Origin of the sequence: Fulvimarina endophytica (assembly GCF_003403015.1) — a bacterium.
GTDB lineage: Bacteria > Pseudomonadota > Alphaproteobacteria > Rhizobiales > Rhizobiaceae > Fulvimarina > Fulvimarina endophytica.
In genome coordinates this window covers 94,575-119,540 of sequence record NZ_QURL01000008.1, presented here as the reverse complement: position 1 = coordinate 119,540, position 24,966 = coordinate 94,575, and the positions used below count along the sequence as shown (strand labels likewise).

At 65.5% G+C, this 24,966-nt stretch carries 26 protein-coding genes; 14 read left to right on the top strand and 12 right to left on the bottom strand.

Features of this window, described 5'->3' with window-relative positions; translation table 11 throughout:
- Positions 1-3: 3 nt before the first annotated feature.
- Genes cas5c through cas7c form a run of 3 tightly spaced genes read left to right on the top strand, consistent with a single transcriptional unit; the run spans position 4 to position 3,451 of the window.
- Entirely contained in the window at positions 4-702 is a 699-nt protein-coding gene (cas5c, locus tag DYI37_RS17245; RefSeq protein WP_116684518.1) for a type I-C CRISPR-associated protein Cas5c, read from the top strand.
- Positions 699-2,504, top strand: a complete 1,806-nt coding sequence (gene cas8c, locus DYI37_RS17240; protein WP_116684517.1) for a type I-C CRISPR-associated protein Cas8c/Csd1 — start codon at positions 699-701, stop codon at positions 2,502-2,504. The genes cas5c and cas8c overlap by 4 nt, the downstream gene beginning before the upstream one ends.
- A complete protein-coding gene (gene cas7c / locus DYI37_RS17235) occupies positions 2,501-3,451 on the top strand; it encodes a type I-C CRISPR-associated protein Cas7/Csd2 (protein ID WP_116684516.1) in 951 nt (316 codons plus the stop codon). Before cas8c ends, cas7c begins: the two co-directional genes overlap by 4 nt.
- Positions 3,452-3,940: 489 nt before the next feature.
- On the opposite strand, the gene DYI37_RS17230 is transcribed toward cas7c, so the two are convergent.
- Genes DYI37_RS17230 through DYI37_RS17215 form a run of 4 tightly spaced genes read right to left on the bottom strand, consistent with a single transcriptional unit; the run spans position 3,941 to position 8,091 of the window.
- Positions 3,941-5,311, bottom strand: coding sequence for an aldehyde dehydrogenase family protein (locus DYI37_RS17230; RefSeq protein ID WP_116684515.1), 1,371 nt, complete (start codon positions 5,309-5,311; stop codon positions 3,941-3,943).
- A gap of 18 nt (positions 5,312-5,329) precedes the next feature.
- Entirely contained in the window at positions 5,330-5,521 is a 192-nt protein-coding gene (locus DYI37_RS17225) for a DUF2783 domain-containing protein (RefSeq protein ID WP_116684560.1), read from the bottom strand.
- Positions 5,509-7,107: an FAD-dependent oxidoreductase gene (locus DYI37_RS17220; protein ID WP_116684514.1), complete on the bottom strand. Its 1,599-nt coding sequence runs from the start codon at positions 7,105-7,107 to the stop codon at positions 5,509-5,511. The genes DYI37_RS17225 and DYI37_RS17220 overlap by 13 nt, the downstream gene beginning before the upstream one ends.
- A gap of 24 nt (positions 7,108-7,131) precedes the next feature.
- Positions 7,132-8,091 (bottom strand): MBL fold metallo-hydrolase, encoded by a 960-nt coding sequence (locus DYI37_RS17215; protein WP_116684513.1) that lies wholly within the window; start codon positions 8,089-8,091, stop codon positions 7,132-7,134.
- Positions 8,092-8,191: 100 nt separating this feature from the next.
- Here DYI37_RS17215 and DYI37_RS17210 point away from each other — a divergent pair, with 100 nt between their 5' ends.
- Positions 8,192-8,920, top strand: coding sequence for a helix-turn-helix transcriptional regulator (locus DYI37_RS17210; RefSeq protein ID WP_199520195.1), 729 nt, complete (start codon positions 8,192-8,194; stop codon positions 8,918-8,920).
- Between the two features lie 8 nt (positions 8,921-8,928).
- Here the strand turns inward: DYI37_RS17210 and DYI37_RS17205 are convergent, their stop codons facing one another.
- Positions 8,929-9,285 (bottom strand): cupin domain-containing protein, encoded by a 357-nt coding sequence (locus tag DYI37_RS17205; protein WP_199520194.1) that lies wholly within the window; start codon positions 9,283-9,285, stop codon positions 8,929-8,931.
- A gap of 15 nt (positions 9,286-9,300) precedes the next feature.
- On the bottom strand, positions 9,301-10,623 hold the full coding sequence (locus DYI37_RS17200) for an NAD(P)/FAD-dependent oxidoreductase (protein ID WP_199520193.1): 1,323 nt from the start codon (positions 10,621-10,623) through the stop codon (positions 9,301-9,303).
- 215 nt (positions 10,624-10,838) lie between these two features.
- Between DYI37_RS17200 and DYI37_RS17195 the strand changes: the two genes are divergently transcribed.
- Positions 10,839-11,825: an AraC family transcriptional regulator gene (locus DYI37_RS17195; RefSeq protein ID WP_158555203.1), complete on the top strand. Its 987-nt coding sequence runs from the start codon at positions 10,839-10,841 to the stop codon at positions 11,823-11,825.
- A 15-nt stretch (positions 11,826-11,840) separates the two neighbouring features.
- On the opposite strand, the gene DYI37_RS17190 is transcribed toward DYI37_RS17195, so the two are convergent.
- Entirely contained in the window at positions 11,841-12,284 is a 444-nt protein-coding gene (locus DYI37_RS17190; RefSeq protein ID WP_116684510.1) for a MarR family winged helix-turn-helix transcriptional regulator, read from the bottom strand.
- 123 nt (positions 12,285-12,407) lie between these two features.
- Between DYI37_RS17190 and hmgA the strand changes: the two genes are divergently transcribed.
- Positions 12,408-13,769 carry a homogentisate 1,2-dioxygenase gene (gene hmgA / locus DYI37_RS17185; RefSeq protein WP_116684509.1) on the top strand — a complete coding sequence of 454 codons (1,362 nt, stop codon included), beginning with the start codon at positions 12,408-12,410 and terminating at the stop codon, positions 13,767-13,769.
- Between the two features lie 111 nt (positions 13,770-13,880).
- On the opposite strand, the gene DYI37_RS20050 is transcribed toward hmgA, so the two are convergent.
- Positions 13,881-14,039 (bottom strand): hypothetical protein, encoded by a 159-nt coding sequence (locus DYI37_RS20050; RefSeq protein WP_158555202.1) that lies wholly within the window; start codon positions 14,037-14,039, stop codon positions 13,881-13,883.
- Between the two features lie 35 nt (positions 14,040-14,074).
- Between DYI37_RS20050 and fahA the strand changes: the two genes are divergently transcribed.
- The 8 genes from fahA (at position 14,075) to DYI37_RS17145 (ending at position 20,751) form a co-directional block, all read left to right on the top strand.
- Positions 14,075-15,286: a fumarylacetoacetase gene (gene fahA / locus DYI37_RS17180; protein ID WP_116684508.1), complete on the top strand. Its 1,212-nt coding sequence runs from the start codon at positions 14,075-14,077 to the stop codon at positions 15,284-15,286.
- 7 nt (positions 15,287-15,293) lie between these two features.
- The gene (gene maiA, locus DYI37_RS17175) at positions 15,294-15,965 is read left to right on the top strand and encodes a maleylacetoacetate isomerase (protein WP_116684507.1); all 672 of its coding nucleotides are present in this window, start codon (positions 15,294-15,296) and stop codon (positions 15,963-15,965) included.
- Positions 15,962-16,963, top strand: coding sequence for a TRAP transporter substrate-binding protein (locus DYI37_RS17170; RefSeq protein ID WP_116684506.1), 1,002 nt, complete (start codon positions 15,962-15,964; stop codon positions 16,961-16,963). The genes maiA and DYI37_RS17170 overlap by 4 nt, the downstream gene beginning before the upstream one ends.
- Positions 16,960-17,487 carry a TRAP transporter small permease gene (locus DYI37_RS17165; protein ID WP_116684505.1) on the top strand — a complete coding sequence of 176 codons (528 nt, stop codon included), beginning with the start codon at positions 16,960-16,962 and terminating at the stop codon, positions 17,485-17,487. Before DYI37_RS17170 ends, DYI37_RS17165 begins: the two co-directional genes overlap by 4 nt.
- On the top strand, positions 17,484-18,794 hold the full coding sequence (locus DYI37_RS17160; protein ID WP_116684504.1) for a TRAP transporter large permease: 1,311 nt from the start codon (positions 17,484-17,486) through the stop codon (positions 18,792-18,794). The genes DYI37_RS17165 and DYI37_RS17160 overlap by 4 nt, the downstream gene beginning before the upstream one ends.
- Before the next feature lie 104 nt (positions 18,795-18,898).
- Positions 18,899-19,423 carry a MarR family winged helix-turn-helix transcriptional regulator gene (locus tag DYI37_RS17155; protein ID WP_116684503.1) on the top strand — a complete coding sequence of 175 codons (525 nt, stop codon included), beginning with the start codon at positions 18,899-18,901 and terminating at the stop codon, positions 19,421-19,423.
- The gene (locus tag DYI37_RS17150) at positions 19,420-20,124 is read left to right on the top strand and encodes a CoA transferase subunit A (RefSeq protein WP_116684502.1); all 705 of its coding nucleotides are present in this window, start codon (positions 19,420-19,422) and stop codon (positions 20,122-20,124) included. The genes DYI37_RS17155 and DYI37_RS17150 overlap by 4 nt, the downstream gene beginning before the upstream one ends.
- Positions 20,125-20,751 (top strand): 3-oxoacid CoA-transferase subunit B, encoded by a 627-nt coding sequence (locus DYI37_RS17145; RefSeq protein ID WP_116684501.1) that lies wholly within the window; start codon positions 20,125-20,127, stop codon positions 20,749-20,751.
- Between the two features lie 198 nt (positions 20,752-20,949).
- Here DYI37_RS17145 and DYI37_RS17140 read toward each other — a convergent pair whose 3' ends face one another.
- From DYI37_RS17140 to DYI37_RS17125, 4 genes are read right to left on the bottom strand one after another with little or no spacing between them, the layout of a single operon-like run.
- Positions 20,950-21,750 carry an SDR family NAD(P)-dependent oxidoreductase gene (locus tag DYI37_RS17140; protein ID WP_116684500.1) on the bottom strand — a complete coding sequence of 267 codons (801 nt, stop codon included), beginning with the start codon at positions 21,748-21,750 and terminating at the stop codon, positions 20,950-20,952.
- Positions 21,747-22,523, bottom strand: coding sequence for an SDR family NAD(P)-dependent oxidoreductase (locus DYI37_RS17135; RefSeq protein WP_116684499.1), 777 nt, complete (start codon positions 22,521-22,523; stop codon positions 21,747-21,749). The genes DYI37_RS17140 and DYI37_RS17135 overlap by 4 nt, the downstream gene beginning before the upstream one ends.
- 37 nt (positions 22,524-22,560) lie before the next feature.
- Entirely contained in the window at positions 22,561-23,349 is a 789-nt protein-coding gene (locus DYI37_RS17130) for a MoaF C-terminal domain-containing protein (protein WP_116684498.1), read from the bottom strand.
- Positions 23,350-23,396: 47 nt separating this feature from the next.
- Complete coding sequence (locus DYI37_RS17125) at positions 23,397-24,812, bottom strand: APC family permease (RefSeq protein WP_116684497.1); 1,416 nt, start codon at positions 24,810-24,812, stop codon at positions 23,397-23,399.
- Between the last annotated feature and the right edge of the window lie 154 nt (positions 24,813-24,966).

Genomic DNA, 24,966 nt, shown 5'->3' with positions numbered 1-24,966 from the left:
AAGTTGACCTACGGTATCCGCCTTCAGGTTTCCGGCCCCCTCGCCTGCTTCACGCGCCCTGAAACCAAGGTCGAGCGCTTCTCCTACGATGTGATGACGCCGTCGGCCGCGCGGGGCATTCTGGAGGCGATCCACTGGAAGCCGGCGATCCGCTGGGTCATCGACGAAATCCATGTTCTGAAGCCGATTCGCTTCCGCTCCATCCGCCGCAACGAGGTCGGCCACAAGGCCTCCGCCGCCAATGCGAAGAAGGCGATGAAGCGCGGCGACATCGCCGGCCTCGGCATCCGCGTCGACGAGGACCGCCAGCAGCGCGCCTCGACCGTGCTGGTCGACGTCGCCTATGTGATCTCGGCCCATTTCGAGATGACGGACAAGGCCGGTCCCGGCGACAACGAGGGCAAGCATCTCGACATGTTCAACCGCCGGGCGGCGAGCGGCCAGTGTTTTCATCAGCCCTGTCTCGGCACGCGTGAGTTCGACGCCCGCTTCGAGCTTCTCCCGAAGGACGCTCCGATGCCGAAGCCCGAGGCCGAGGCGCAAACTCCTGAACTCGGCTTCAAAACCCCGCGCGATCTCGGCCTGACGCTCTGGGACATCGACCATCAGGCGCCTGGGCGGCCGTCTATGTTCTTCCGCGCGAGGCTTCAGGACGGCGTTCTCACCGTGCCTCAGCCGGGCTCGAAGGAGGTGCTGCGATGACCATGCTCGCCGCGCTGGAACGCGCCTATCGCTGGATGCCGGATGCGCCGAGGTCGGGCTTTGCGATGGCCAAGATCGGCGTCGTCGTGGGGCTGAACGAGGACGGCACGATCGCGACGATTTCGTCGCTCAAGGAGAAGGTTGGCAAGAAGGAGGTGGCGCGGTCTTTGGCGGTGCCAGCAGCGGTGAAGCGTACCGCCGGCATCAAGCCAAACAGTTTCTGGGACAAGACGTCTTACGTTCTCGGCGTCACGGCTGGTGCAGGAAAGCGGACAGCTGAGGAACATGCTGCTTTCATAGAGCACCACCGGGACCTGATCGGCGACAGCGATGATCCAGGGCTTCGCGCACTCCTGCGCTTTCTGGAAGGCTGGTCTCCGGAAAGGTTCGAAGAGGCGGGCTTTTCCGAAGACATGAAGGACGAGAACGTGATCTTCGCCTTGGAAGGAGAGCGACGAAAGGGCGTCTATATTCATGATCGCCCTGCCGCGCAGGCGCTTCTGAAAAGCGAGGTCGAAGGCGAAGGCGCGCTTTGTCTCGTCACCGGCGAACGGGGTCCGATCGCCCGATTGCATCCCTCCATCAAGGGCGTCTGGGGCGGCCAGACGGCGGGAGGCGCCATCGTCTCCTTCAATCTCGACGCCTTCGAAAGCTATGGCCACGCCCAAGGCGACAACGCCCCCGTCAGCGAGGCCGCCGCCGAGGCCTATGTGGGCGCGCTCAACCGATTTCTCGCCAACGGCTCCGGCCATCGCATGCAGATCGGCGATGCTTCCGTCGCCTTCTGGGCCGAGGCGCCTGCCGAGTTTGAGGGCGAGGAAAAGCGGCAGGTCGAGGGGCGCGCGGAAAAGGCGTTCGCGACGATGCTTTCAGACGAGGACAAGCGCGATCAGGCTGAAGAGGATGACGCGGAGGCCAGGGAGGTTCGTGACGCTCTTGCAAAAGTTCGCGATGCCTTTCGCTCACAAAACGCCGGCTCCCTCGGCGCCGATGTCCATCCCGCCACGCGCTTCTACGTCCTCGGCCTCTCGCCCAATGCCGCGCGCATCTCGGTTCGCTTCTGGCTGGACACCAGCTTCGGAGCGCTTGCGGAAAGCTATCGGCGTTTCGTCAGCGACATGGCGGTCGAGCCGCTGGATCGGCGTGGACCCGGAAATCTCTACTGGCATCTGCGAGAAACGGCCGTCCTCGGCAAGAGCGATAATATCGCTCCGAGTCTTGCCGGAGAATGGGCGCGCGCGATCCTGTCCGGCACGCCTTATCCGCTCACGCTTTTGAACACCGTCCTGATGCGCATTCGCGCCGACGGCGAGGTGAACGGGCGGCGTGCGTCCATTCTGAAGGCGGTTCTCATCCGTAATTTCGGTTTTACAGAAGGGGAGGCGCCCGTGGGGCTCGACCGCGACAACCGACGAAGGGGCTATCTCCTGGGCCGCCTTTTCGCCGTCTATGAACAGGCTCAGAGCGCGGCGCTCGGGCGGAACGTGAACGCGACCATCAAGGACAAGTTCTACGGTTCGGCCTCGGCCCAGCCGCGCAAGGTGTTCCCTATTCTGGATTCCGGCTCCGCGAACCACCTCTCCAAGCTCGGCAAGGTTCGCCCCGGCCAGCGCACCAATCTCGAAAAGGAGATCGCCGAGATCATGGAGAAGATGGAGCCCGGCGAAACGCCCGCCGACGATCCGTTCCCCGCGACGCTTCCCGCCGCCGAGCAGGCGCTGTTCGGTCTTGGCTATTACCACCAGCGAAGCGTTTTCTTCGCCCGCAAGGAAACCGCCGATCAGGAGCCAGACGCCGCATGAGCGACCTTGCCCGCCGCCACGATTTCGTTCTCCTGTTCGATGTGAGGAACGGCAACCCCAATGGCGATCCGGACGCCGGAAATTTGCCGCGCCTCGATCCCGAGACCGGCCATGGGCTCGTCTCGGATGTCAGCCTGAAGCGTAAGATCCGCAATTATGTCGAACTCGCCCATGGAGGCGAGAGCGGCAAGGCGATCTACGTGTCCGAAGGATCGATCCTCAACGAGAAGCACCGCGAGGCCTACAAGGCCGTTCGGCCGGACGAGAAGACGGACGGTGCGAAACTCAATCCGAAGAGCGATGACGAGGCGGAAAAGCTGCGTCGCTGGATGTGTGCCAATTTCTTCGATGTGCGCACCTTCGGTGCCGTCATGTCGACCGGCATCAATTGCGGCCAGGTGCGTGGCCCCGTTCAAATGACCTTCGCCCAGTCGATCGAAGCGATCGTGCCGCAGGAAATCTCGATCACCCGCATGGCTGCGACGACAGCCAAGGAAAGGGAACAGCGGCGCGAAGGCGAGGCCGACGAAGGCGATCAGCGCACCGACAATCGCACCATGGGCCGCAAGCATATCGTGCCTTACGGGCTCTATCGCGCCCATGGATTCGTGTCGGCCAAGCTGGCCGAAAAGACCGGCTTCGGCGAAGACGATCTCGATCTCCTGATGGAGGCGCTCGCATCCATGTTCGAGCACGATCGTTCGGCCGCGCGCGGCGAGATGGCGGCCCGCAAGCTGATCGTCTTCGCTCACGACAATCCACTGGGTCGTGCGCCCGCGCATCGGCTTTTCGACCGCGTCACCGTCCAGCGATCGATCGACGGCGAAGCCCGGCCCATCGATGCCCGCCTCGACAACTACCCGCCGGCCCGCGCCTTTTCCGACTACGCCGTCACCATCGATCGTGACGGCCTGCCGGAGGGCGTCGAGATCATCGAACGGATTTAACCTTCTATCTAGTGAGCGTGGTCGGCTTAGCCGAACGCTCTAGTAGGTTCGCACCGAATAGCGGGTTTTCGCAGTATTCATCATAGCTTACAGCATAGACCGTCGCCTCCCTCGCGGAGGCGTGGATCGAAACTCGGCCTCCGGTCCCGCATTCCAAGCGGTGTCTGGTCGCCTCCCTCGTGGAGGCGTGGATCGAAACGGCGGTATCGAGGCGATCGTCGGCACGAAGGCGCCGTCGCCTCCCTCGCGGGGGCGTGGATCGCAGCGAACGCCACTCGAAAGACCCCCGACATCGGCGAGGCCGAACATCGGCTGCACAACGATGTGGGACTCGATCTGAGCTTCGCGCCGACGGCCGTGCCGTCGGCGCGAAGCCCGTTTCATGCGCGAGAGCGGCTTAGAAGCCCGGCAAAGGCAGCGCTTCAGACGCGCAACGAACCGCCACCACGAGATTCCGATCGCTCCGAAGCTTCCGATCGGGTGTCGCAATCACACGAAGACGACCTGTGCCACGGTGTTCTCGGCCAGTCCTTCTTTCGCGAATTGGACGCCCATACCGGATCGCTTCACGCCCCCGAAGGGGGCATTCGGCTGAACGGCCCCGTGTTTGTTGATCCAGACCGAGCCGCACTCCATCCGCAGGGCGAGCGCGCGGGCGGCGTCCAGATCGGCGCTCCAGACCGAGCCGCCGAGGCCGTTGGGGTTGTCGTTCGCCGCCGCTATCGCTTCGTCCACCTGCGAATAGCGGATCACCGGCAAAGCGGGCCCGAACTGCTCCTCGTCGACGAGCATATCGCCATTGGTCAGTCCGTCGACGATGGTCGGCGGGAAGAACAGCCCCTCGCCCGGTGCGCCGCCCAAGAGCACCCGGCCCCGATCGGCCGCGTCGGCGACCATCCGCGAGACCTTGTCGAATTGCATCCGGTTCTGGATCGGACCGAGGATCGAGTCCTCGTCCAGGCCGTTGCCGACCGGGATGGCCTTCGCGAAGGCGACCAGCGCCTCGCAGACCTGATCGTGGATGCTGTCATGGACATAGAGCCGCTTCAGCGCGGCGCAGGTCTGGCCGTTGTTGATGAAGGCGCCCCAGAACAGCCCCTCGGCGATTGTCGCGGGATCGGCGTCCGGCAGCACGATGCCGGCATCGTTGCCGCCGAGCTCCAGCGTCAGGCGCTTGAGGCTGCCGGCGGCCGAGCGCATGACATGGCGGCCCGTCGCGGTCGAGCCGGTGAAGACGATCTTGTCGATGCCCGGATGGTCCGTCATCGCGGCGCCCAGCTGGAAGGCCGTGTCGTCGCCGGTCACGACGTTGAGGACGCCCTCGGGCAGGATGGCGCTGGCGAGTTCGACCATCCGCAAGGTGGCCAGCGGGGTCAGCGGCGAGGGTTTCAAGACCACCGTGTTGCCGGCGCGCAGCGCAGGAACGATATGCCAGATCGCGATCATCACCGGGAAATTCCACGGCGTGATCGAGCCGACGACGCCGACGGGCTTGCGATGCAGCTCGACCCGGCCGGCATTGTCGTCCTGAAGCACCTCGACCGGCAGCAACAGACCGGCGGTGTAACCCGCCCATGCGGCCGCCCCGCCCAGCTCCCACCGCGAGCCGAGGCCGTTCAGGGGCTTACCCTGTTCCAGCGTCAGAAGCCGCGTAAGCTCTTCGGCATTCGCCTCCAGCATCGCGGCAATGGCGCGGCAGGCCTCGGCGCGCTTTTCGTCCGGCAGCGCGGCCCAGGCCGGCCCTGCGGCGCGCGCGGCGGCGACCGCCCGGTCGAGATCGGCCGCGGTGGCATTCGGTGCCTCGCCCGCAACCTCGCCCGTGGCGGGGTTCAGGACGGCGAAGGTCGATTGGGTCATCATCTCCTCCCAGAGATCAGCTCAACCCTGTCGGGCGGTCTTCATGGCGGCCAGCAGCACCTCGCGCTCGCCGATATGGTTCATCAGGATCAGCGTCAGCCTTGACCAGAGCCGCAGGCTCTCCTCATCGCTCAGGCCGTCATGGAGACGCACCAGCGCGTCATAGAGATCGTCATGGGCCGAGAGGTTCGGCGTCAGGATCAGTTCAGGCATCGGGTTTCTCCCTTCGCACGGCCAAGGGCGGCGGCGATCGCGGGCGCCGTCGGGTTCTGCCAGCGCGCAGCGACATAGTGATCGGGGCGCACGAGAACCGCGCCGCCGGGGCTCAGGGCCAGCCGTTGGGCGGCCAGCCCCTCGGGCGGCAGCGCGATCTGCCTGAGGCCGGCAGGCGCCGCAGGGCAGTCGCCGCAGGTCAGAAGCACGAAATCATTGCCCAGTGTCTCCAGCAGCCAGCCATCGCCAGATGGAGTGTTAAGGGGCGCGTCCAGCACCGGATGGCCCGGCGGCACGCCGCCCTCCCACGCATCCTCGTCGGGCGTCGAAAGCGGGCTGGCGGCATAGGCGACGGCGGTGGACAGGCGGCCCGAATTGACGAAGGGCCGGGCGAAGGCGTGCTCGGCCGCCAGTTCCAGCACCGCATCGCGCAGCGCCCGGCTGGCGGTGGATTTCGGGGTCAGGAAATCGGTCGAGCGGGTCGAGTTCAGAATGTTCTCGTCCGCCGTGGCGATGGCCTCGTGGTCGTAGCTTTCGATCAGCGCCTCATTCGCCTCGCCGCGCAGGACGAGGCCCAGCTTCCAGCCGAGATTGTCGGCATCGGCAAAGCCGCCATTGCAGCCCCGCGCCCCGAAGGGCGAGACGAGATGGGCCGCGTCTCCGGCAAAGACCACGCGGCCATGCTTGAACCGGGCCATGCGGCGGCACTGGAAGGTGTAGACGGAATACCATTCGCGCTCGAACTCGACCTCCTCGCCCAGCATGGCGCGGATGAAGGGCTCGACGTTTTCCGGCCGGGTGGCGGCCTCGCGGTCGATGTTCCAGCCCAGCTGGAAATCGAGACGCCAGACATCGTCCGGCTGCTTGTGCATCAGCGCCGAGCGGCCCGGATTGAAGGGGGGATCGAACCAGAACCAGCGCTCGGGCGGCATCTCGTGCGTCATGCGGATATCGGCGATGAGGAAGTTGTCCTCGAAGACGCGGCCCTCGAAATCGAGACCCATGCGCTCGCGCACCGTCGAGCGCGCGCCGTCGCAGGCGACCACCCATTCGGCCGCAAGCCGATAGTCGCCATCGGTGGCACGGATCGCCAGCTCCACCCCGTCATTCAGCGGGGTGACCTCGGTGACGGCATGGCCCCACCGGATATCCACATTGGGCAGCGCGCGGCAGCCATCCAGCAGATAGTCCTCGATGTAATATTGCTGGATGTTGATGAAGCCCGGCCGCTTCTGGTCCTTCACCGGCAGCATGTCGAACTGGTAGACAGGCTCGGCCGCCGCGCCCCGGAACACCTTGCCGACATTCCAGGTCACGCCCTTTTCGATCGCGGCATCGCACACTCCGAGCCGGTCCAGAATGTCGAGCGAGCGCTTGGAAAAGCAGATCGCCTTGGAGCAATGGGCCACGAAATCCAGCCGGTTCAGCACCGTCACCGGCAGGCCCTGGCGCCCCAGATCCAGCGCCAGCGCCAGGCCGACAGGGCCCGCGCCGACGATGACCACCCGCGCCTCGTCGCGCGGAAGGGCCGGCACCGGAGTGGCGACGATCTCCTTGTAGACGGGAATGCCTGCGACATTCGCCATGGTTTCCTCCTCCCTTTTCCGCCGTCAGTCCTGAAGCTTGGCCCAGACCTCGCGGTCGCGCTCGGCGGTCCAGATGCGCGGATGCTCGATCCCGTCATATTCGTCCCAGAGGCGCTGCACGTCGAAGGGCAGGCAATGCTCGAAGATCGGCCAGCTGCCGAATTCGGGGGCGAGCGCGTCGCGCGTCGCCTCGAAGGCCTCGCGCAGCGAGCCGCCAGCCTTGTGGACCCGGCCGACATTCTCGATCATACCGTTGAGGAACTTGCGCGTCTGTTCGACTGCCGCGTCGGTCTCCGCCACGCCGCGCGCCACGGCGCCGCGCCCGCCGATCAGGTTCTCGGCCCTGTAAGCCTTGACGTTGTCGAGCGTCTTGCCGGCCCAATCGAAGTGATAGGCGTCGCCCGTGTAGAGCGCGGCCTTCGCCTCGACGAGGTCACCGGCGTAAAGCGTGCGGGTCTTGTCGTGCCAGACGGCGATGTCGCCGCCGGTATGGCCGCGGCCGAGGAACCGCAGTTCCAGCTTGCCGCGATCGCCGCCGAGCTCGATGTCGTATTCGGTGTCGAAGGTGATCGTCGGCCAGGTCAGGCCCGGCACTTCGTCCGCATTCTTAGCCAGGCGCGGCATGCGGCCGAACTCGCTCTTCCAGTCCTCTTCGCCGCGTTCGGCGACCAGATCGCGCGAGGCGTTCGACATGATGATGTCACCCGCATCGAAGGCGCTGGCGCCCAGAACGCGCACGGCGTGGTAATGGGTCAGGACCAGATAGCGGATGGGCTTGTCGGTCTGTTCGCGCAGGATCTTCAGCCAGTCGCGCGAGGCGGCGGGGGTGGCGCGGGATTCGATGGCGACGACGAAGTCCTCGCCCTCGACCGCGCCGACATTCGGATCGCCCTCGGCGGTCAGGGCGTAGACGCCCTCGCCCAGGATCTCGAGCGTGTCGGTTTTCGCGGCGGTGTCGGTCGAAGAGGCAAAGGGCTTGCTCATGGTCTCACTCCCGGAGGTATCTTGATGTGAAACATTTCTATTGAAACGAAATACGGCTGTATGTCATTAGGTCTATGGACAACGCGGGGGGGGTAATTTGATGCACGGCTTCAACCTGATCGACCCGGACCTCGCCGCCGACCTCCTAGAGGCGCGCGACAGCCGGCTGTTCGCGATCCGCCTGCTGGACATCGCCCGGCGGGCCGCCGGCATCGAGGAACTGTTCGCCTGCCGCCTGGGCGACGGGCTCCCCGAGATCCTTGCCTCGGCCAGCACACTCGATGATGTCGAGGACCGCGCCGGGGCCTATGTCCGCCGGTTCCACCACAGCGATCCGCTGGCCGAGGCGCGGCGCGCGACCCCGCCGGGCCAGGGTTTCGTCCGTCGCATTCCGGCCGAGGCGATCAATCTCGGGGCCTATCGCAACCTGTGCTTCGACCGCCCCCGCTTCGCCGAGAAGATCTGTTTCGGCTGGTGCCGGGCGGACGACGCGCTGGTCGTCTCCTTCTACCAGCGCCGCGATGCCGGCTCGCCGGACATGGCGCAGCTCGGCGCCCTGGCGCAGCTGGCCATGACCGGACTGTCCCGCCTGACCCAGCCCCCTGCCCCCCTGCTGCCCGAGCTGCGGGACCGGTTGGCGCAGGCCTATCCCGCCCTCACGGTGCGCGAGCGCGAGATCTGCGCGCGCACCTTAAGCGGCCAGACCGCGCGGGCGATTGCGGACGATCTGGCCCTTGGGACCAGCACCGTCCTCACCTATCGCCAGCGCGCCTATCAGAAGCTCGGAATGCGCAAATCCAACGATCTGCTGGCCGCGATCCTGCATTAGGCAGAGCCTCAGGCGACCGAGAGGTAGTTCTTGACGAAACGCTCGCTCGTCACCTCCCACAGCACCCGAGTTCCCTTCGGGGCGAACCAGCCGTCGCCCACGGTGAAGGTGGCGCTTTCCCCCGTCTCCTCGTCGGTCAGGGTTACGCTGCCTTCGACCACGATGGCATGTTCGCTAAAGGGATAGGTCATACGGAACCTGCCCTTCGTGACGCCGAAATAGGCGCAGGCGACAGGATCGGTCGGCGCGCCGTGGATCATGGCGCCCATGCATTGCACATCGCCCTCCAACAGCTCGGCGCCCAGATTGGTGATGCTGCCCCAGCTTTCCATGTCCGGGGCGGTCTCCTTGATTCGCGTCAGCATGGTCATGTCCTTCCTTCAGCGCCGGCCGTTGAAATAGCCGGACAGTTGGTGCCAGCACTTGCCGGCGGTGGTGATCGCGGCACGGGCCTGGTCCGTCCCGACGATCGAAACATGGGGAATCTGCGCCATCAGGTCGTAGCGGGCCGAGCCCTCGCTCATCCCCTCGGCCAGGACCTTGCTGACGATATGGCTGGGCGTGACACCAAAGCCGGAATAGCCCTGCACGTAGAAGGCGTCCGGCCGGCCCGGCAATGTGCCGATCTGCGGGAACAGGTTGGCCGAGCAGGCCATCGGCCCGCCCCAGGCCATGTCGATGCGCACGTCCTTCAGATAGGGGAAGATCTTCAGCATCAGGTTGCGGTTCCACGCGGCCAGATCCGATGGCACGTGGTCCAGCAGCCGCGTCGCCGCACCGAACAGAAACCGGTTCTCCCGGGTCACGCGAAAATAGTCGATGACGGGGCGAATGTCCGAATAGGCGCCCCGGATCGGGCTGATCCGACGGATCAGGTCGTCGGGCAACGGCTCGGTCGCCATCTGGAAGGCGAAGGTGTTGACCGTCCTCGAGGCAATGGCAGGTTCCAGCCGGTTCAGGAACCCGTCGCAGGCCCAGAGCAGCTTGCCCGCCGTCACCGTTCCCCCATTCGTGCGCACAGTGATCCGCGGGCCGTATTCGACCGCGATCGCCGGCGAATTCTCGAAGATGCGGGCACCGTGGCCGACAAGAGCCTTTGCTTCCCCCAGCAACAGGTTCAGCGAATGGACATGCCCGTTGCCCATATGCTTGATCGCGCCGGCATAGACATCGGTGCCGACGATGGTCTGCACCTGTCGTCCTTCCAGCAGCTCGATCTCGACATCGGGTTCGGCGGCACGGAACTCATCGAACCAGCCGCGCAGGGTATCCAGCTGGCGACGGTTGTAAGCCAGATAGCCATAACCATGGCTCAAATCGGCGTCGATGCCGTATTTCGCCACCCGCTCGCGAATGACCCCCGCGCCCATATTCGAGATCCGGAACAGCGTCTCGAGCCCCTCGGGCCCGACATGCTTTTTCACCTTGCCGAGATCGTGGCCGATCCCCGCCATGACCTGCCCGCCATTGCGACCGGTGCCGCCATATCCCAGATGCCGCGCCTCCAGCACGACGGTGTTCGTGATGCCCGCCTCGGCAAGCTCCAGGGCGGTGTTGATCCCGGAAAAGCCGCCGCCGATCACCACGACATCGCAGTCGACGTCGTCGGTGAGCCGGGGAAACGACAGATCGTATTTTCTGGTGGCTGAATAGTAGTTGCGCGCGTCGAGCCTGCGCATCTGCGCGGGGTCGAGCACACTCATCGGCCGGCCCCTCGGCATCTCGCAAAGAGTGGCGCAACTGGCGATGCGGCGGTGTCCAACATGATGTCCTCCCCTGGTCGGCCACTGCTTCTGGCGCGCTTTTCATTTCATTTGAAACGAATGTTAGGGTAGGCTCTAGGCGGGGTGAATTGCGGGATGCGCCAATGATTCGATATTTCGCGCCACAGGGCGCCGTTCGGGACGCCGCTCCACCGATGATCCGCGTCTCCAGCCTTGGCCCCGTCCTGCATGTCCTGGACCAGAACCCACGCCGTGCCGACCGGCTTCTGGCGCGCCACGCGCTGACCCGGACGATGGTCTCCGATCCTTATGCCGAGATCCCGCTGCCTCGCTATGTCGGGTTCCTGGAGGCTGCAGCCGAGACCTGTGGCGATCCCTTTCTGTGCGCCCGCGTGGGCACAGGCTTCCGAGCGGCCGATCTAGGGCCGGTCGGATTGATCTTCGGCGGATCGTCCACACTGCGGCGCGGCCTGGAGCGGCTGGCGGCGATGCTGAATGTCTGGCAGGACGGCACCCTGATGCGGGTCGAGCCGCAGGACGGCCAGTTGGTCTGGAGCTACCGGCTGGAGGATCCCGCTCTGTGGCCGCGCCGGCAGGACAACGAATACACCGTGGCGGCGACGCTCGCACTGGCCCGCGATGCCTTCGGCGCAGCTGGCCGACCGGCCGAGCTGCATCTCGAACATTCCCCTCCCCCGGACGCGTCGGTGCTGGATCGGCTCTGGGGTCTGCGCCCACGTTTCGGACAGACGGCGAACCGCCTCGTCTTCGATCTGGCCCTGTCCGAAAACGTCGTGCGCACCGAGGATGCAGATCTTCTGACCATCCTCTCGCGTCATCTCGCGGATATGTCGCACGGTCCGGGCGATGCAGGGCTGGTCGCGCGGGTGCGCAGCCTTGTTCGGATGCATCTGGGGCAAAGACCTGTCAATCTGCCCCTGATTGCTGGCGAGCTGGGCCGGGCGCCCCGCAGCCTGCAACGCCATCTGGCGGTCGAGGGGACCTCGCTGCGCGCGCTGGTCCTTGAGACGCGCCTGGAGCTTGCCCATGCGCAGTTGCGACAAGGACTGGCCTCCAATGCCGAGATCGCGCGCCGGCTCGGCTATGCCGACAGCACCGCGCTCTGGCGCGCCATCAAGACGGCGACGGGATTGCCGCCGTCCGGGCATCGCCCGCGTTGAGTCAAGGCGCACTGCTCAAGAGCGATTATCCGGGCGTCCGGCTTGGTCCAACAGCCGGGTTAGCCCGGCATCGAAGGCGTCGGCGTCCTTGCCCAACAGGTCTTGCAGGTGAGTCTGGAAGTCGTTCGCGATATGGGCAAGGCGCGCCATCAGCGCCTCGCCTTGCGGGGTCAGGCAGAGGGCGATCAGGCGTCGGTCCCCGTCATGGCCGCATTTGGCGACATGGCCCGCCTGCTCGAGCCGCGAGGCAGCGCGGCTGACCACGGATTTGTCCAGATGCACCCGCCGCGTGATGTCGCGGATGCTGACGCTGCCCGAATGGGCCAGATGCGCCAGCACGCGCCACTCGGGAATGCTCAGCCCCGCTTCGGCGGCATAGCGTTCGGCGAAGCGACGGCTGACCTCGGCGGCGGCGATGGACAGACGATAGGGCAGGAACTGGTCAAGCTGGAAGGTCATCGGGGTCTCTCCTTGCCGGCCCACCATCGCCCAGAATTCGTTGCGCGCGCAACAGTCTTGACATGCTCGCCATGCGGCCGTTAGGATCGTTGCAATCACAACGAATATTTCAGGAGGAACCCGATGACCATTCACGATCTGCCGCAGGGAATGATCCGCGCCACCGGGACCACGGGCCCGCATGAAGGCTACATGCCCGGCTTCGGCAACGACTTCGAGACCGAAGCCCTGCCGGGCGCCCTGCCCCAGGGCCAGAACAGCCCGCAGAAATGCAATTACGGCCTTTATGCCGAGCAGCTGTCCGGCACCGCCTTCACCGCGCCGCGCGGCCAGAACGAGCGGACCTGGTGCTACCGCATTCGCCCCTCCGTCCATCATACGGGGCGGTTCACGCCGATCGACATGCCCCACTGGAAGAGCGCGCCGAACATCCTGCCTCAGGTCACCAGCCTCGGCCAGTATCGCTGGGACCCGATCCCCGTGCCTGAGGAGGATCTGACCTGGATCACCGGCATGCGCACCATGACCACGGCGGGCGACGTCAATATCCAGGTCGGCATGGCGTCGCACGTCTATCTCGTGACGCGGTCCATGGAGGACGAGTATTTCTTCTCCGCCGACAGCGAGCTTCTGATCGTGCCCCAGGAGGGACGCCTGCGCTTCTGTACCGAACTCGGCGTCATCGACATCGAACCCAAGGAGATCGCCATCATCCCGCGCGGTCTCGTCTATCGGGTGGAGGTTCTGGAGGGGCCGGCGCGGGGCTTCGTCTGCGAGAATTACGGCCAGAAATTCGACCTGCCGGGTCGCGGGCCGATCGGCGCCAATTGTCTGGCCAATCCGCGCGACTTCAAGTCTCCCGTCGCTGCCTTCGAGGACAGGGAGGTGGAAAGCCGGGTCGTCATCAAATGGTGCGGCCAGTTCCATGAGACCCGCATCGGCCACAGTCCGCTCGACGTCGTCGCCTGGCACGGCAATTACTGCGCCTACAAATACGATCTGAGAACCTATTCGCCGGTCGGCGCCATCCTCTTCGATCATCCGGACCCGTCGATCTTCACGGTTCTGACCGCGCCGTCCGGCCAGGAAGGCACGGCCAATATCGACTTCGTCCTGTTCCGCGAACGCTGGATGGTGGCGGAACACTCCTTCCGCCCGCCTTGGTATCACAAGAACATCATGTCGGAGCTGATGGGCAATATCTACGGCGTCTATGACGCGAAGCCGCAGGGCTTTCAGCCGGGCGGGATCAGCCTGCACAATTGCATGTTGCCCCATGGGCCCGATCGCGATGCCTTCGAGGGCGCCAGCAATGCCGAGCTGAAGCCCGCAAAGCTCGCCAATACAATGTCCTTCATGTTCGAGACCCGCTTCCCCCAGCATCTGACCCAGTTCGCGGCGAAGGACGCGCCGATGCAGGAGGAATATATCGAGGTCTGGAACCAGATCGAGAAGAAGTTCGACGGCACGCCAGGCATCAAGTGATCCGAAGGGCTGCTGATATCGAAGCGCGACGGGCCATTCCTCGTCGCGCTTCGACCCGGCGCGATGCAGGCCGGCACAAAATGTCATTGCAATTGAAATGAACCCTGCTATTCATTGCATATGAAACGTTTTGGCGTTCGCAGGCCATTCGCTCCCAACGAACTGCATGACCGAAGCGACCGCCGAGTTTTCGAGCGACATGCGATCGATCGGGATCGCCATTTCGCTCTGAACCTCTGTTTCGCCACACGATGTGATCGGAAAGGTCATGCAACTTTCCTGCATCACGCTCTGAAGAGGATCCGATGGCCGAACCCGTCCTGCGCAGCTTCGTGGCTGCCGCAAACGCCCCCGACTGCGATTTTCCCATCCAGAACCTGCCCTATGGCGTCTATTCGCGGGCCGGCGGCGCGCCGACCTGCGGCGTGGCGATCGGCGACATGATCGTCGATCTCGCCGCCTGCGAGGCGCGAGGGCTGATCGAGGCGCAAGGCACCTTCTCGTCCCCCCGGCTGAACGACTTCATCGCCCTTGGCCGCCCCGCCTGGGACAAGGTGCGCGCCGATCTCACCCGGCTTCTCGCCGAGGACGCAAATCCGGACCTGCCCCTCGTCCCTATGGCCGAGGCGACGATGCATCTGCCGATAGAGGTCACCGAATTCACCGATTTCTACGCGTCCAAGAACCACGCCTTCAATGTGGGTGTCCTGTTCCGTGGTCCGGACAACGCGCTGCCGGCCCAGTGGACCCATATGCCCATCGGCTATAATGGCCGGGCCTCCTCGGTCGTCGTGTCCGGCACGCCGCTCCACCGTCCGATGGGGCAGCTCAAGGGGGAAAGCGGCCCGGTCTGGGGCCCTTGCCGGCGCCTCGATCTGGAACTGGAACTCGGCGCCATCGTCGGCGGCGAGACCGAGCTCGGAACGCGGGTCAGCGTCGCCGAGGCGGAGGCGATGATCTTCGGCTATGTCCTCTTGAACGACTGGTCCGCCCGCGATGTGCAGGCCTGGGAATATCAACCGCTCGGGCCGTTCCAGGCCAAGGCGCTCGGCACCACGATCAGCCCGTGGATCGTCACCAGCGCGGCGCTGGAGCCGTTCCGCTGTGCCGGCGCCGAACGTGTCGACCCGCTTCTGCCCTATCTTCAGGAAGAGCGGCCCGGCCTTTACGATCTGACCCTCGGCTGGACCATGAACGGCCAGACCATGGCCGAGACGAATTACAACGTCATGTATTATTCAAGCGCCCAGCAGCTCGCCCATCACACGAGTTCGGGCTGCCCGATGCGTGTCGGCGACCTTCTCGGCAGCGGCACGATATCCGGCCCCTCGGTCGAAGAGACCGGCGCGCTTCTGGAAATGACCAAAGGCGGCAAGTCGCCGGTCAAGGTCGGCGAGGCGGAGCGGACCTTCATCGAGGACGGCGACGAGATCGGGCTCTACGGCTTTGCGAAGGGCGCGGGCTACCGCATCGGCTTCGGCCCCTGCACCGGCACGATCCTGCCGGCGAAGGAATAGCGTTAAGATGGCGCGGCCGCTTCTTTACGATTACTGGCGGTCCTCGGCCTCCTACCGGGTCCGCATCGCCCTGAATCTCAAGGCGATCGCCTTTGACAGGGTGGCGGTGGATCTGGTCGCCGGCGCCCATCGCTCGCCGGCCCATCTCGCCGTCAATCCGCAAGGGCTGGTGCCGGCGCTCGAAATCGACGGGCAGATCCTCACCCAGTCGCTGGCGATCATCGAATATCTGGACGAGACCCGCCCCGAGCCGGCTCTGTTGCCGGGCGATCCGATGGCGCGCGCAAAGGTGCGGCGCCTCGCGCTGGCGGTCGCCTGCGATATCCACCCGGTCTCCAATCTCGGCGTTCTCGCGCGGGTCGGTGCGCTGGCTGGGCCGCAGGCCCGCACGGACTGGAACCGCGACAACATCGCCGAGGGCCTCGAGGCCATCGAGGCGATGCTGGATCATCCGGGCTTTTCGGGGCGCTTCTGTCACGGGACGGAGCCGAGCCTTGCCGATTGCGCGCTCGTCCCGCAGCTCTATAACGCCGCCCGCTGGGGCGTCGACTTCGCGCACCTGCCGAGAATTTCGGCGGTGTCGCGGGCCTGCGGGGGCCACCCGGCCTTCGTCGCCGCCCATCCGGACCAATTCGACCCCTCGCGGGAGGCGAGGGCATTTGAGGGAGAGAGAGCATGAAATCGCTGCGTTTGGCCCTTGCCGGCCTGATCCTGTCCGCAACGCCGCTGGCCGCCCAGGACCTCGTCATGTCGTCCTGGCTGCCGCCCAAGCATCCCATCGTCGTCAACGCCTTCGAACCGTGGGCCGAGGACGTCGAAAAGGTCACCGACGGCCGGGTCACCGTGCGGATCATGGGCAAGCCCCTCGGCAGCCCGCCGGCCCATTTCGACATGGCGCGCGATGGCGTCGCCGACATCACCTACGGCTTGCATTCCTTCACCGAGGACGACCGCTTCACCCGCGCCAAGCTCGGCCAGTTCAGCTTTCTGGGTGACGACGCGGTGGAGAATTCGAAAGCCTATTGGGCGATCTATGGCGGCGATCTCGATGCCGCCAAGGAGCATGAGGGGACCCATCTCCTCGGCCTGTTCATGCATGGCCCCGGCCTTCTCCACAACAATGTCCGCAAGATCGAAAAGCCCGAGGACATGCAGGGGCTGAAGATCCGCGTCCCCGGCGGCTATGTCGCCGATCTGGTCTCGGCGCTGGGCGCTGCGCCCCTCTTCATGTCGTCCCCGGAAGTCTATGAAAAGCTCTCGCGCGGCGTGATCGACGGTGTCGCCTTCACCTATGAGGCGATGACCGCCTTCAATCTGACCGACTACATCAAATATTCGATGTCCGTTCCCGGCGGCATCTACAACACGACCTGGTTCTTCGTGATCAACGAAGACAAATGGAACGAGATCTCCGAGGAAGACCGCGCCGCCATCGACGCGATCTCCGGCGAAGCCTTCGCCGAACGGGTCGGCAAGGCCTGGAACGACGCCGACGACAAGGCCAAGGAAGAGATCGGCGACAAGGTCGATTTCTACGAGGCGAGCCCCGAGGTCGTCGCCGCGCTGACCAAGGCCGCGGACCGGCTGGAAGCAGCCTGGGCCGATCAGTTGTCGGGCTATGACGGTGCCGCCGCCCTGGCGAAGTTCCGCAAGATGACCGGAGTGCGGGGCGAATGACCCCGACCGGCCCGGACGTTTCGAAAACGGGAGCCGGCGAGGCCCCGGACATGATCCCGGGCCGGGCCACGCACCGGCAAGCGGTCTGGTACCGCTTGCTGGCCGTCGTCGCCGCGGTCCTGATCCTCTGCCTCATCGGCGTGACCTGCATCGACGTGGTCGGCCGCTACCTCCTGAACCGCCCCTTCGGCGGCGCTTACGAGCTGACGCAGATGCTGCTCGCGGCGCTGGTCTTCGTCGCCTTGCCGCTGACCACCGCCGATGGCGGCCATGTGGAGGTCGATCTCGTGCTGCATATGGTTCCCGAACGGGTGCAATGGGCCCTCGGGAGGCTGGCGGGTGTCCTCTCGGCGCTGGTGCTGGGCTATTTCGCCTGGCGCCTCGCCCTTCTGGGCGTCTCGCAGATGGACGAAGGCACGCGCAGCGCGTCGCTGGCCCTGCCGATGGCGCCGCTGGCGTTCCTGGCGGCGCTCAGCTGCGCGGTCTCCGCCCTCATCATGGTGTTGCCGAGGACTGCTCCGTGACCTTTTCCCTGATTGCATTCGCGATTCTTCTCGCGCTGGTCTTTGCGCGCGTTCCCATCGCCTTCGCCATGGCCCTCGTCGGGGGCGTCGGCTTCGCGCTGATGCGGGGCTGGGGGCCGGCGGGGTCGATGGTCGGCAATGCGGTGTTCGAAACCGGGCTCAACTATTCGCTCTCGGTCGTGCCCTTGTTCATCTTCATGGGCAATGTGCTCGCGGGATCGGGCATCGCGCAGGGGCTCTTTGCCGCGGCCGACCGGGTGTTCGGCCGCATGCGCGGCGGACTGGCCATGGCGACCGTTCTGTCCTGCGGCGGCTTTTCCGCCGTTTGCGGCTCTTCGCTCGCCACCGCCGCCACCATGTCCAAGGTCACGATGCCCTCCATGCGCCGCTTCGGCTATTCCGACAGCCTGGCCACGGGCGCGATCGCGGCGGGCGGCACGCTCGGCATCCTGATCCCGCCCTCCGTCGTCCTGATCATCTTCGGTCTTCTGACCGAATCCGACATCGGCAAGCTGTTTCTCGCCGGCATCGTGCCAGGGATTCTCGGCATCGTCGGTTATCTTCTGGCGGTGATGGTGGCGGTGCGGCTGCGCCCGGAACTCGCCCCGAAGGTCGGCGACCCGCATCCCTTGAGCCGCAAGGACGCCATCAGCGTCGTCGCCGTTCTGGCCCTCTTCGTATTCATCATGGGCGGCATCTATGGCGGGTTCTTCACGCCCATCGAGGCCGCCGGCATGGGCGCGGGCGCCGCGCTCCTGATCGCCTTTGCCACCGGCGGCCTGTCCCGCGCCGGCCTCTGGCAGGCCTTTCTCGACAGCGCCGGCGCCTCGGCGATGATCTTCGCCATCATCATCGGCGCGGAAATCTTCGGCAATTTCATCAATTTCGCCGGTCTTCCCTACGCCCTGTCGAACTTCGTCTCCGATGTCGGCCTGTCGCCCTGGCTCGTTCTTCTGGCGATCGTCCTCATCTACATGGTGCTCGGCTGCGTTCTGGAGAGCCTGTCGATGATCCTCCTGACGGTGCCGGTGTTCTATCCCCTGGTCATGGACCTCGATTTCGGACTGGCGATCCTTCAGGATCCGGACATGGTTCTCGCCTGGTTCGCGATCATCGTCGTGGTGGTGACCGAAATCAGCCTGATCACGCCGCCCATCGGCATGAATGTCTTCGTCCTGCGTTCGGTGCTGCCGGATGTGGCGCTCGGCACGATCTTTCGCGGCGTCGTCGTGTTCTGGGTCGCCGACATCGTGCGCCTGTCCCTCATCATCGCACTGCCGGTTCTCTCCCTCTTTCTACTCCAGTGATCGAAGCGGGCGAGACCCTTTCGCCATGGAGCCACGCTCGCCTCGGCTTCCCGGATCTTGTAACGATCGGATCAGCCGACAGGACGCTAGGAACTCAAGTTACGATGCGTATCGAAACCTTCTTTCCCTACCGCCTCGCCGTGGTCGCCGAAGCGTTCTCGCGCCAGCTGGTCGAGGTCTACGGACGCGAACACGGCCTCTCACGCGAGGAATGGCGTCTGCTGTTCCTCCTGGAGGATGCAGGCTCGCTGAATTCGCTTCAGATTGCGGAGCGGACGTCCCTGGACAAGGTGCAGGTCAGCCGTGCCGCCACACGGCTCGAGGCAAAGGCGCTGATCACGCGCAGGGTTCTCGGCTCGGACCGGCGCCTGCGTCAATACACCATCACCGACGAGGGCGACGCGCTCTTCCGAGCGGCATTCGTAGGCGTGGCTGCACGGGCCGACGAGATCCTTTCCGCCATGGCTGAACCGGATCTTGCGGCCTTGCTGCAGGGACTCGCAGCGCTCGACAAGGCCGTGGCCGACTGTTCCGCTCGAAGGGCCGAAGAAGCCCGTTTCAAGCCTGTTCAGGACGACAAACAACGAGAAGCACCCCCGCTTCTCGATACTCAGACGGAGGACCGATGAAGAAGGTCTACGCCACTGCGGACGAGGCGCTGGAGGGCTTGCTGCATGACGGCATGTTCATCGCGGCGGGCGGGTTCGGCCTGTGCGGCATTCCCGAGCTTGCGATCGACGCGCTGGTGCGCTCCGGCGTCAAGGACCTGACCGTCGCCTCCAACAATGCGGGCGTCGACGATTTCGGCCTCGGCAAGCTCCTGGCCACGCGGCAGATCAGGAAGATGATCAGCTCCTATGTGGGCGAGAACGCCGAGTTCATGCGCCAGTATCTGTCGGGCGAACTGGAACTGGAGTTCAATCCCCAGGGCACGCTCGCCGAGCGGATGCGGGCGGGCGGCAGCGGCATTCCGGGCTTCTACACCAAGACCGGCGTCGGCACGCTCATCGCCGAGGGCAAGGAGGTCAAGACCTTCGACGGCGAGGACTACATCCTCGAACGCGGCATCGTCGCCGACCTCTCGATCGTCAAGGCCTGGAAGGCGGACGACACGGGCAATCTCGTCTTCCGCAAGACCGCGCGCAACTTCAACCCGCCGGCCGCCATGTGCGGCAAGGTCTGCCTGGCGGAGGTCGAGGAAATCGTTCCCCGGGGCTCGCTCGACCCGGACATGATCCATCTGCCCGGCATCTACGTGCACCGCATCGTCGAGGGCGCGCACGAGAAGCGCATCGAGAAAGTCACCACCCGCCAGAAGGAGACCGCGTGAATGCCCTGGGATCGTAACCGGATGGCCGCGCGCGCGGCCGAGGAACTGGAAGACGGCATGTATGTGAATCTCGGCATCGGCATTCCGACGCTGGTGGCGAACTATGTCGGCGACAAGGACATCACGCTCCAGTCAGAGAACGGCATGCTGGGCATGGGCCCCTTCCCCTTCGAGGGCGAGGAGGATCCCGACCTGATCAATGCCGGCAAGCAGACCATCACCGAGCTTGCACGCACCTCCTATTTCGACAGCGCGACGAGCTTCGGCATGATCCGCGGCGGCAAGATCGCGGCGGCGATCCTGGGTGCGATGGAGGTCTCCGAAAAGGGCGATCTCGCCAACTGGATGATCCCCGGCAAGCTGGTGAAGGGCATGGGCGGGGCGATGGACCTCGTCGCGGGCGTCGGCAAGGTGATCGTGGTGATGGACCACACCAACAAGGCGGGCGACTCCAAGGTGCTGAAATCCTGCACCCTGCCGCTGACCGGCAAGGCCGTGGTGGACCGGATCATCACCAATATGGGTGTCTTGGACGTGGTGCCCGGCGGGCTGCGCATCGTCCAGCTGGCCGACGGCATCACCGAGGACGAGATCCGCGCCGCGACCGAAGCGGCCATCGTCGCATGAGCCGCGCCTGCACCGGCCATGCCGGTGCAGGCAAAGCCGCAGGATGATCGAACGGTCGGTCACGGACATGCCCCGTGTCGATCCATCAACGAGGGTTCGCTCTGCCGTCGGCGAACCCTCACACTCTTCATGCGGCGTTCGGAGCCTTTATCCCGGCGCTCTCGATCGGGTCCGAGGATCCAGAGATGGATGCCTCTGTCAGGCCGGGCCGAAGCTGACCCTTGGATCCATCGCCAGCGCGCCGGGGTCCGTTGCGATCATACCGCCATCGACCGGTATCAGGGCCGCGTTCACGTAGGACGCCTTGCCGGACAGCAGCCAAGCGATCACCTCGGAGACCTCGTCTGCGCTGGCAGGACGCCGGGACGGGACGAAAGAGGTGGCGCGGGCATAGGCGCCCTCTGCATCGAGGCCGAGGCCTTCGCCGTATTCCCCCATCTCCATGTCGGCCATCTCGGTGCGCGTCCAGCCGGGGCAGACGGCATTGGCACGGATACCCTGCGGGCCGTAATCCACCGCGACGGACTGGATCAGCATATTCAGCCCGGCCTTGGTGGCATTGTAGCCCGCAATATCCTGCGTCGCCCGCAGCGAGGCGGCCGAGCTGACCCCCACGATCGCGCCGCGGGTCGCGATCAGAGACGGCAGCGCCGCGCGGATCAGCCGGAACGGCCCGGTCAGGTTCGTGCGGACCATGGCGTCCCAGTCCTCGTCGGCCAGCGCGCCCACCGGGCTGGGCCGCACGATGCCTGCATTGAGCACGAGCCCGTCGATCCGACCGAACCTGTCGAGCGCGGCCGCGACCAGGCGGTCGAGATCGGCGGTCGATGCGGCGTCGGCGCAAACGGGCACCGCACCCGTTTCGTCCGCAACCGCCTGCAGCGGCTCCATGCGCCGCCCGCAGATGACGACATCCCAGCCCTCGATGCGCAGGGTCCGGGCGGTGGCGGCGCCGATGCCGGTGCCGCCGCCGGTAATGATCGCGACAGGGGCCGTCATCGTGCCGCCCCCTCGAATTCGAGCGGCGGCAGGGACGAGCGGGCGACATAGCCGAAATCCGAGACCAGCGCGGTCCCGTTGATCGGCGCACTGACCGGCGAGGCGAGGAAGACGGCATGGCGGGCGATCTGGTCGGCCTGCATCACGGGAAGGCTTAAGCCCGCAAAGCCCTGCGGGCGACCGAGATCGGCGCGCGACATGGGCGTATCGACCACGCCGGGGCACAGGCAGTTCACGCGGACCGCCGGATGATCGACCGACAGGCCTTTGGCGAGCATCAGCAAGGCCCCCTTGGAGGTGCAATAGGGCGTCATCCCCTCGAACGCGACCAGGGCCGCGTCCGAGGCCAGAAAGACGATGCTGGCGGCGTCGCTCTCCTCAAGAAGGGGCAGAGCATGCTTCGCGGCCAGGAAATTGCCGCGCACATTGATCGCCATCACCCGGTCCCAGTCCTCGGCCGAGATGTCGCGCAGCGTGCGCCCGACCGGGCCCGAGATGCCCGCGCAGCCGACCAGCATGTCGAGCCGCCCGTAAAGGTCCATGGTCTGCCGCATGGCGGCCTCGACCTGAGGCTCCGAGGTGATGTCCGCCTGGACGAAGACGGCATCGTGCCCTTGCGCCTCGAGCGCCTTCGCCACCTCCTGTCCCGCGCCGTCGCGATCGAGGATGACGACCTTTGCCCCCTCCTCCGCCATCGCGCGGGCGCAGGCGAGCCCGATCCCCGAAGCGCCGCCGGTGATCACCGCCACCCGGCCCGCCAGTTGCATATCCATGTCTTTCACCTCCCCTTTTAACGTCCAGTCCCGGCCTTCAGCCTTTCGTGTGATCCTCGGGATAGACGGTCGTGTTCAGGACGCTGAGGCGAGAGTCGAAGGGCAGGACCAGCGTCGTGGCCAGCGTGTCGTCCCATCCGAACATCCGCCCGATCGAGCGCTGGTGCTTCAGATCGACCAGCAGCACCGCCTCGACGGTCATGACTTTTTCGGTCCAGAAGAAGATGAAAAGATCGTCGGTGACCTGCCACGCCGCGCAGCGGTCGGTGTCGGCGAGCCCCGCCTCGCCGCCGCGCAGGCAATGCCAGGTGAAGGTCCCGCGGTTCAGATAGACATGCTCATATGTCTCGATATCGCTGTAGCGATAGAAGATGCGCTTGCCGACGAGGGCATCGCTGCGCTCATGCACCGACCCGCCTTCAGGGTTGGCGTGGCTGAAGCCGGTGGTCGCGCGGACCCTGCCATCTGCTTCCACGAAACGCGAGATCGCGTGCGTGACGGCGCCGGTGTTGCGGTCGAAGATGATGGTGATGCTCTCAGTGGCCAGATCCTCGCCGCGCACGAAGTCGATGATGAAGATGCCGGGGCGGGCCTCGACCGCCTTGTAGGAGCTGTGGCCGCGCGATGTGCCGTAGGTCCATTCCAGCGACGTCGCATCCCGGAAGGCGTAGTCGCAGCTCACGCCCTTCTCGTCGTCGATGCGCAGGGACGTGCCCGCGAGCGCGTCCGACGGGGGCAGGCTGGGCTGTCCGAAGCCGTCCAGCATCACGGAGACCGAGGGCCATTCGGTTTCGGGTACGAAATCCTGATCTTTCGCAAGGGCCATGGGTATCACCTTTTCGATTGGAATTTGGATGTTGCGTCGGTTGCGCGTTACGATTGCGGGGCGGGCGCCTTGGGCGTCGCGCGGTCCTGAAGGCCGCGCAGGCCGTAGAGGACGAGCGAGAACAGAAGGATGCCGACGCCCATCAGAACCTCCTTGGTGCCGCCGTAGCCGACCAGTTCGGTCGAGGCGACGCCGACGAGCACGATGAGGCCCGTCAGCAGGCTCAACGCAAAGGCCAGCGGCACCCAGCCACGGCCAAGCCGGACCGGCCGCTCGACATGGGCCGCGTCCTTGCGCAGCCACAGAAAGCCGGTCAAGGCGAAGAAGATCGAGGCGACATAGCCGATATTGGCCGTCACGAGGATCGCCAGCGGCGAGGAGAGGAGGAAGATCATGGCGATGTTGATGACGACGGCCACAGTCATGCAGCGGCCCGGCACCTGATACTTGTTCAGCGTGCCCAGCTGCCGGATCGTCAGTCCGTCCAGCGCCATGCCGTAAAGCGCGCGCGATCCGTCCGCCAGCGAGGCGTTCAGCCCCATGAACAGGCAGACCAGCAGGGTCGCCACGAAGAAGCCGCTGAACCGTTCGCCCAGAAGCAGGTTGAAGGCGTCGATGAAGAAGCCGTTGGGATCGGCGGCGGCTGCCTCGGCCGTCACCAGCCCGCCAAGGCTGAAGGCGACCCCGGCAAAGACCGCCAGCGTGAACAGCCCCGAGGTGATCAGCGCCAGGCGCATGTCGCGGCGGCTGCGGTATTCGGGGCCGAAGGCGGCGCACATCTCGGTGCCGTAGGCGCTCCAGGCGATCAGGAACAGCCAGGTCAGCGCGATGCGCCCGTCGGCCCATCCAAGCGCCGTGCCGTTCTGCCAGGCCGCCTGGAAATTCTCGAAGCTCCAGGCGGGGCTGTAGAGCGGGCCGAAGGCCAGGACCAGCACCGGTACCAGCAGCAAGGCGCCCATATATTTGGAAATGGATGCAGCCATCTGCACGCCGAGCCGGTTGAACTGCCAGAACAAAAGGATGAGGCCGACGCCGATCAGCTGGGCGAGCCCGATATCGACGGAGCCGAGTCGAAAGCTCCAGTTCTGGTCGGGGAACCACTGGGCCTGGATCAGCGCGCCCGCGCTGACGCCCACGATGGACAAGACGGCCGACCAGCCCAGCCAGTAGCCGAACGAGGCGATGGGCCCGACAAGGGGAAGCCGCCGCCTCCAGCCCTCGGTCGCGATCATCGCGATGCCGCCGGGTCTGTCGGGATACATCGCGCTGACTTCCAGGAAGATCCAGTTCTGGATCGCGCCGATCGCGGCCGATCCGACCCAGATGAGCATCGCGCCGATCGGCCCGAGGGCCCCCAGTGCGAAGCCGAACGAGGCGAAGATCGAGCCCGAGACGGCCATCGACAAGGCGAAGGCGTCCGTCCATCTCAAGGTCTTCGCAAGATGCGTGTTTTCACTGCTCATAGAGCATCCTCCCCCCTCCAGAGGCTTCAGAAACGCTTGAAGCTGCTTGTGACCGCCCGGCCCCTTGTCGGGTCAGCGCCAGGGCGGCACCACGTCATTGAGAGTCTGGGCCGGTGGGCGGGCTCGTGCGCCGTCGCCATTCCGGTCGTCCAAT

Coding starts and splice junctions, on each gene's coding strand:
- cas8c (WP_116684517.1), top strand. CDS start 699: ATGACCATGCTCGCCGCGCTGGAACGCGCCTATCGCTGGATGCCGGAT.
- cas7c (WP_116684516.1), top strand. CDS start 2,501: ATGAGCGACCTTGCCCGCCGCCACGATTTCGTTCTCCTGTTCGATGTG.
- DYI37_RS17230 (WP_116684515.1), bottom strand. CDS start 5,311: ATGATGACCCAATCGACCTTCGCCGTCCTGAACCCCGCCACGGGCGAG.
- DYI37_RS17225 (WP_116684560.1), bottom strand. CDS start 5,521: ATGCCTGAACTGATCCTGACGCCGAACCTCTCGGCCCATGACGATCTC.
- DYI37_RS17220 (WP_116684514.1), bottom strand. CDS start 7,107: ATGGCGAATGTCGCAGGCATTCCCGTCTACAAGGAGATCGTCGCCACT.
- DYI37_RS17215 (WP_116684513.1), bottom strand. CDS start 8,091: ATGAGCAAGCCCTTTGCCTCTTCGACCGACACCGCCGCGAAAACCGAC.
- DYI37_RS17210 (WP_199520195.1), top strand. CDS start 8,192: ATGCACGGCTTCAACCTGATCGACCCGGACCTCGCCGCCGACCTCCTA.
- DYI37_RS17205 (WP_199520194.1), bottom strand. CDS start 9,285: ATGCTGACGCGAATCAAGGAGACCGCCCCGGACATGGAAAGCTGGGGC.
- DYI37_RS17200 (WP_199520193.1), bottom strand. CDS start 10,623: ATGAGTGTGCTCGACCCCGCGCAGATGCGCAGGCTCGACGCGCGCAAC.
- DYI37_RS17195 (WP_158555203.1), top strand. CDS start 10,839: ATGATCCGCGTCTCCAGCCTTGGCCCCGTCCTGCATGTCCTGGACCAG.
- DYI37_RS17190 (WP_116684510.1), bottom strand. CDS start 12,284: ATGACCTTCCAGCTTGACCAGTTCCTGCCCTATCGTCTGTCCATCGCC.
- hmgA (WP_116684509.1), top strand. CDS start 12,408: ATGACCATTCACGATCTGCCGCAGGGAATGATCCGCGCCACCGGGACC.
- DYI37_RS20050 (WP_158555202.1), bottom strand. CDS start 14,039: ATGACCTTTCCGATCACATCGTGTGGCGAAACAGAGGTTCAGAGCGAA.
- fahA (WP_116684508.1), top strand. CDS start 14,075: ATGGCCGAACCCGTCCTGCGCAGCTTCGTGGCTGCCGCAAACGCCCCC.
- maiA (WP_116684507.1), top strand. CDS start 15,294: ATGGCGCGGCCGCTTCTTTACGATTACTGGCGGTCCTCGGCCTCCTAC.
- DYI37_RS17170 (WP_116684506.1), top strand. CDS start 15,962: ATGAAATCGCTGCGTTTGGCCCTTGCCGGCCTGATCCTGTCCGCAACG.
- DYI37_RS17165 (WP_116684505.1), top strand. CDS start 16,960: ATGACCCCGACCGGCCCGGACGTTTCGAAAACGGGAGCCGGCGAGGCC.
- DYI37_RS17155 (WP_116684503.1), top strand. CDS start 18,899: ATGCGTATCGAAACCTTCTTTCCCTACCGCCTCGCCGTGGTCGCCGAA.
- DYI37_RS17150 (WP_116684502.1), top strand. CDS start 19,420: ATGAAGAAGGTCTACGCCACTGCGGACGAGGCGCTGGAGGGCTTGCTG.
- DYI37_RS17145 (WP_116684501.1), top strand. CDS start 20,125: ATGCCCTGGGATCGTAACCGGATGGCCGCGCGCGCGGCCGAGGAACTG.
- DYI37_RS17140 (WP_116684500.1), bottom strand. CDS start 21,750: ATGACGGCCCCTGTCGCGATCATTACCGGCGGCGGCACCGGCATCGGC.
- DYI37_RS17135 (WP_116684499.1), bottom strand. CDS start 22,523: ATGGATATGCAACTGGCGGGCCGGGTGGCGGTGATCACCGGCGGCGCT.
- DYI37_RS17130 (WP_116684498.1), bottom strand. CDS start 23,349: ATGGCCCTTGCGAAAGATCAGGATTTCGTACCCGAAACCGAATGGCCC.
- DYI37_RS17125 (WP_116684497.1), bottom strand. CDS start 24,812: ATGAGCAGTGAAAACACGCATCTTGCGAAGACCTTGAGATGGACGGAC.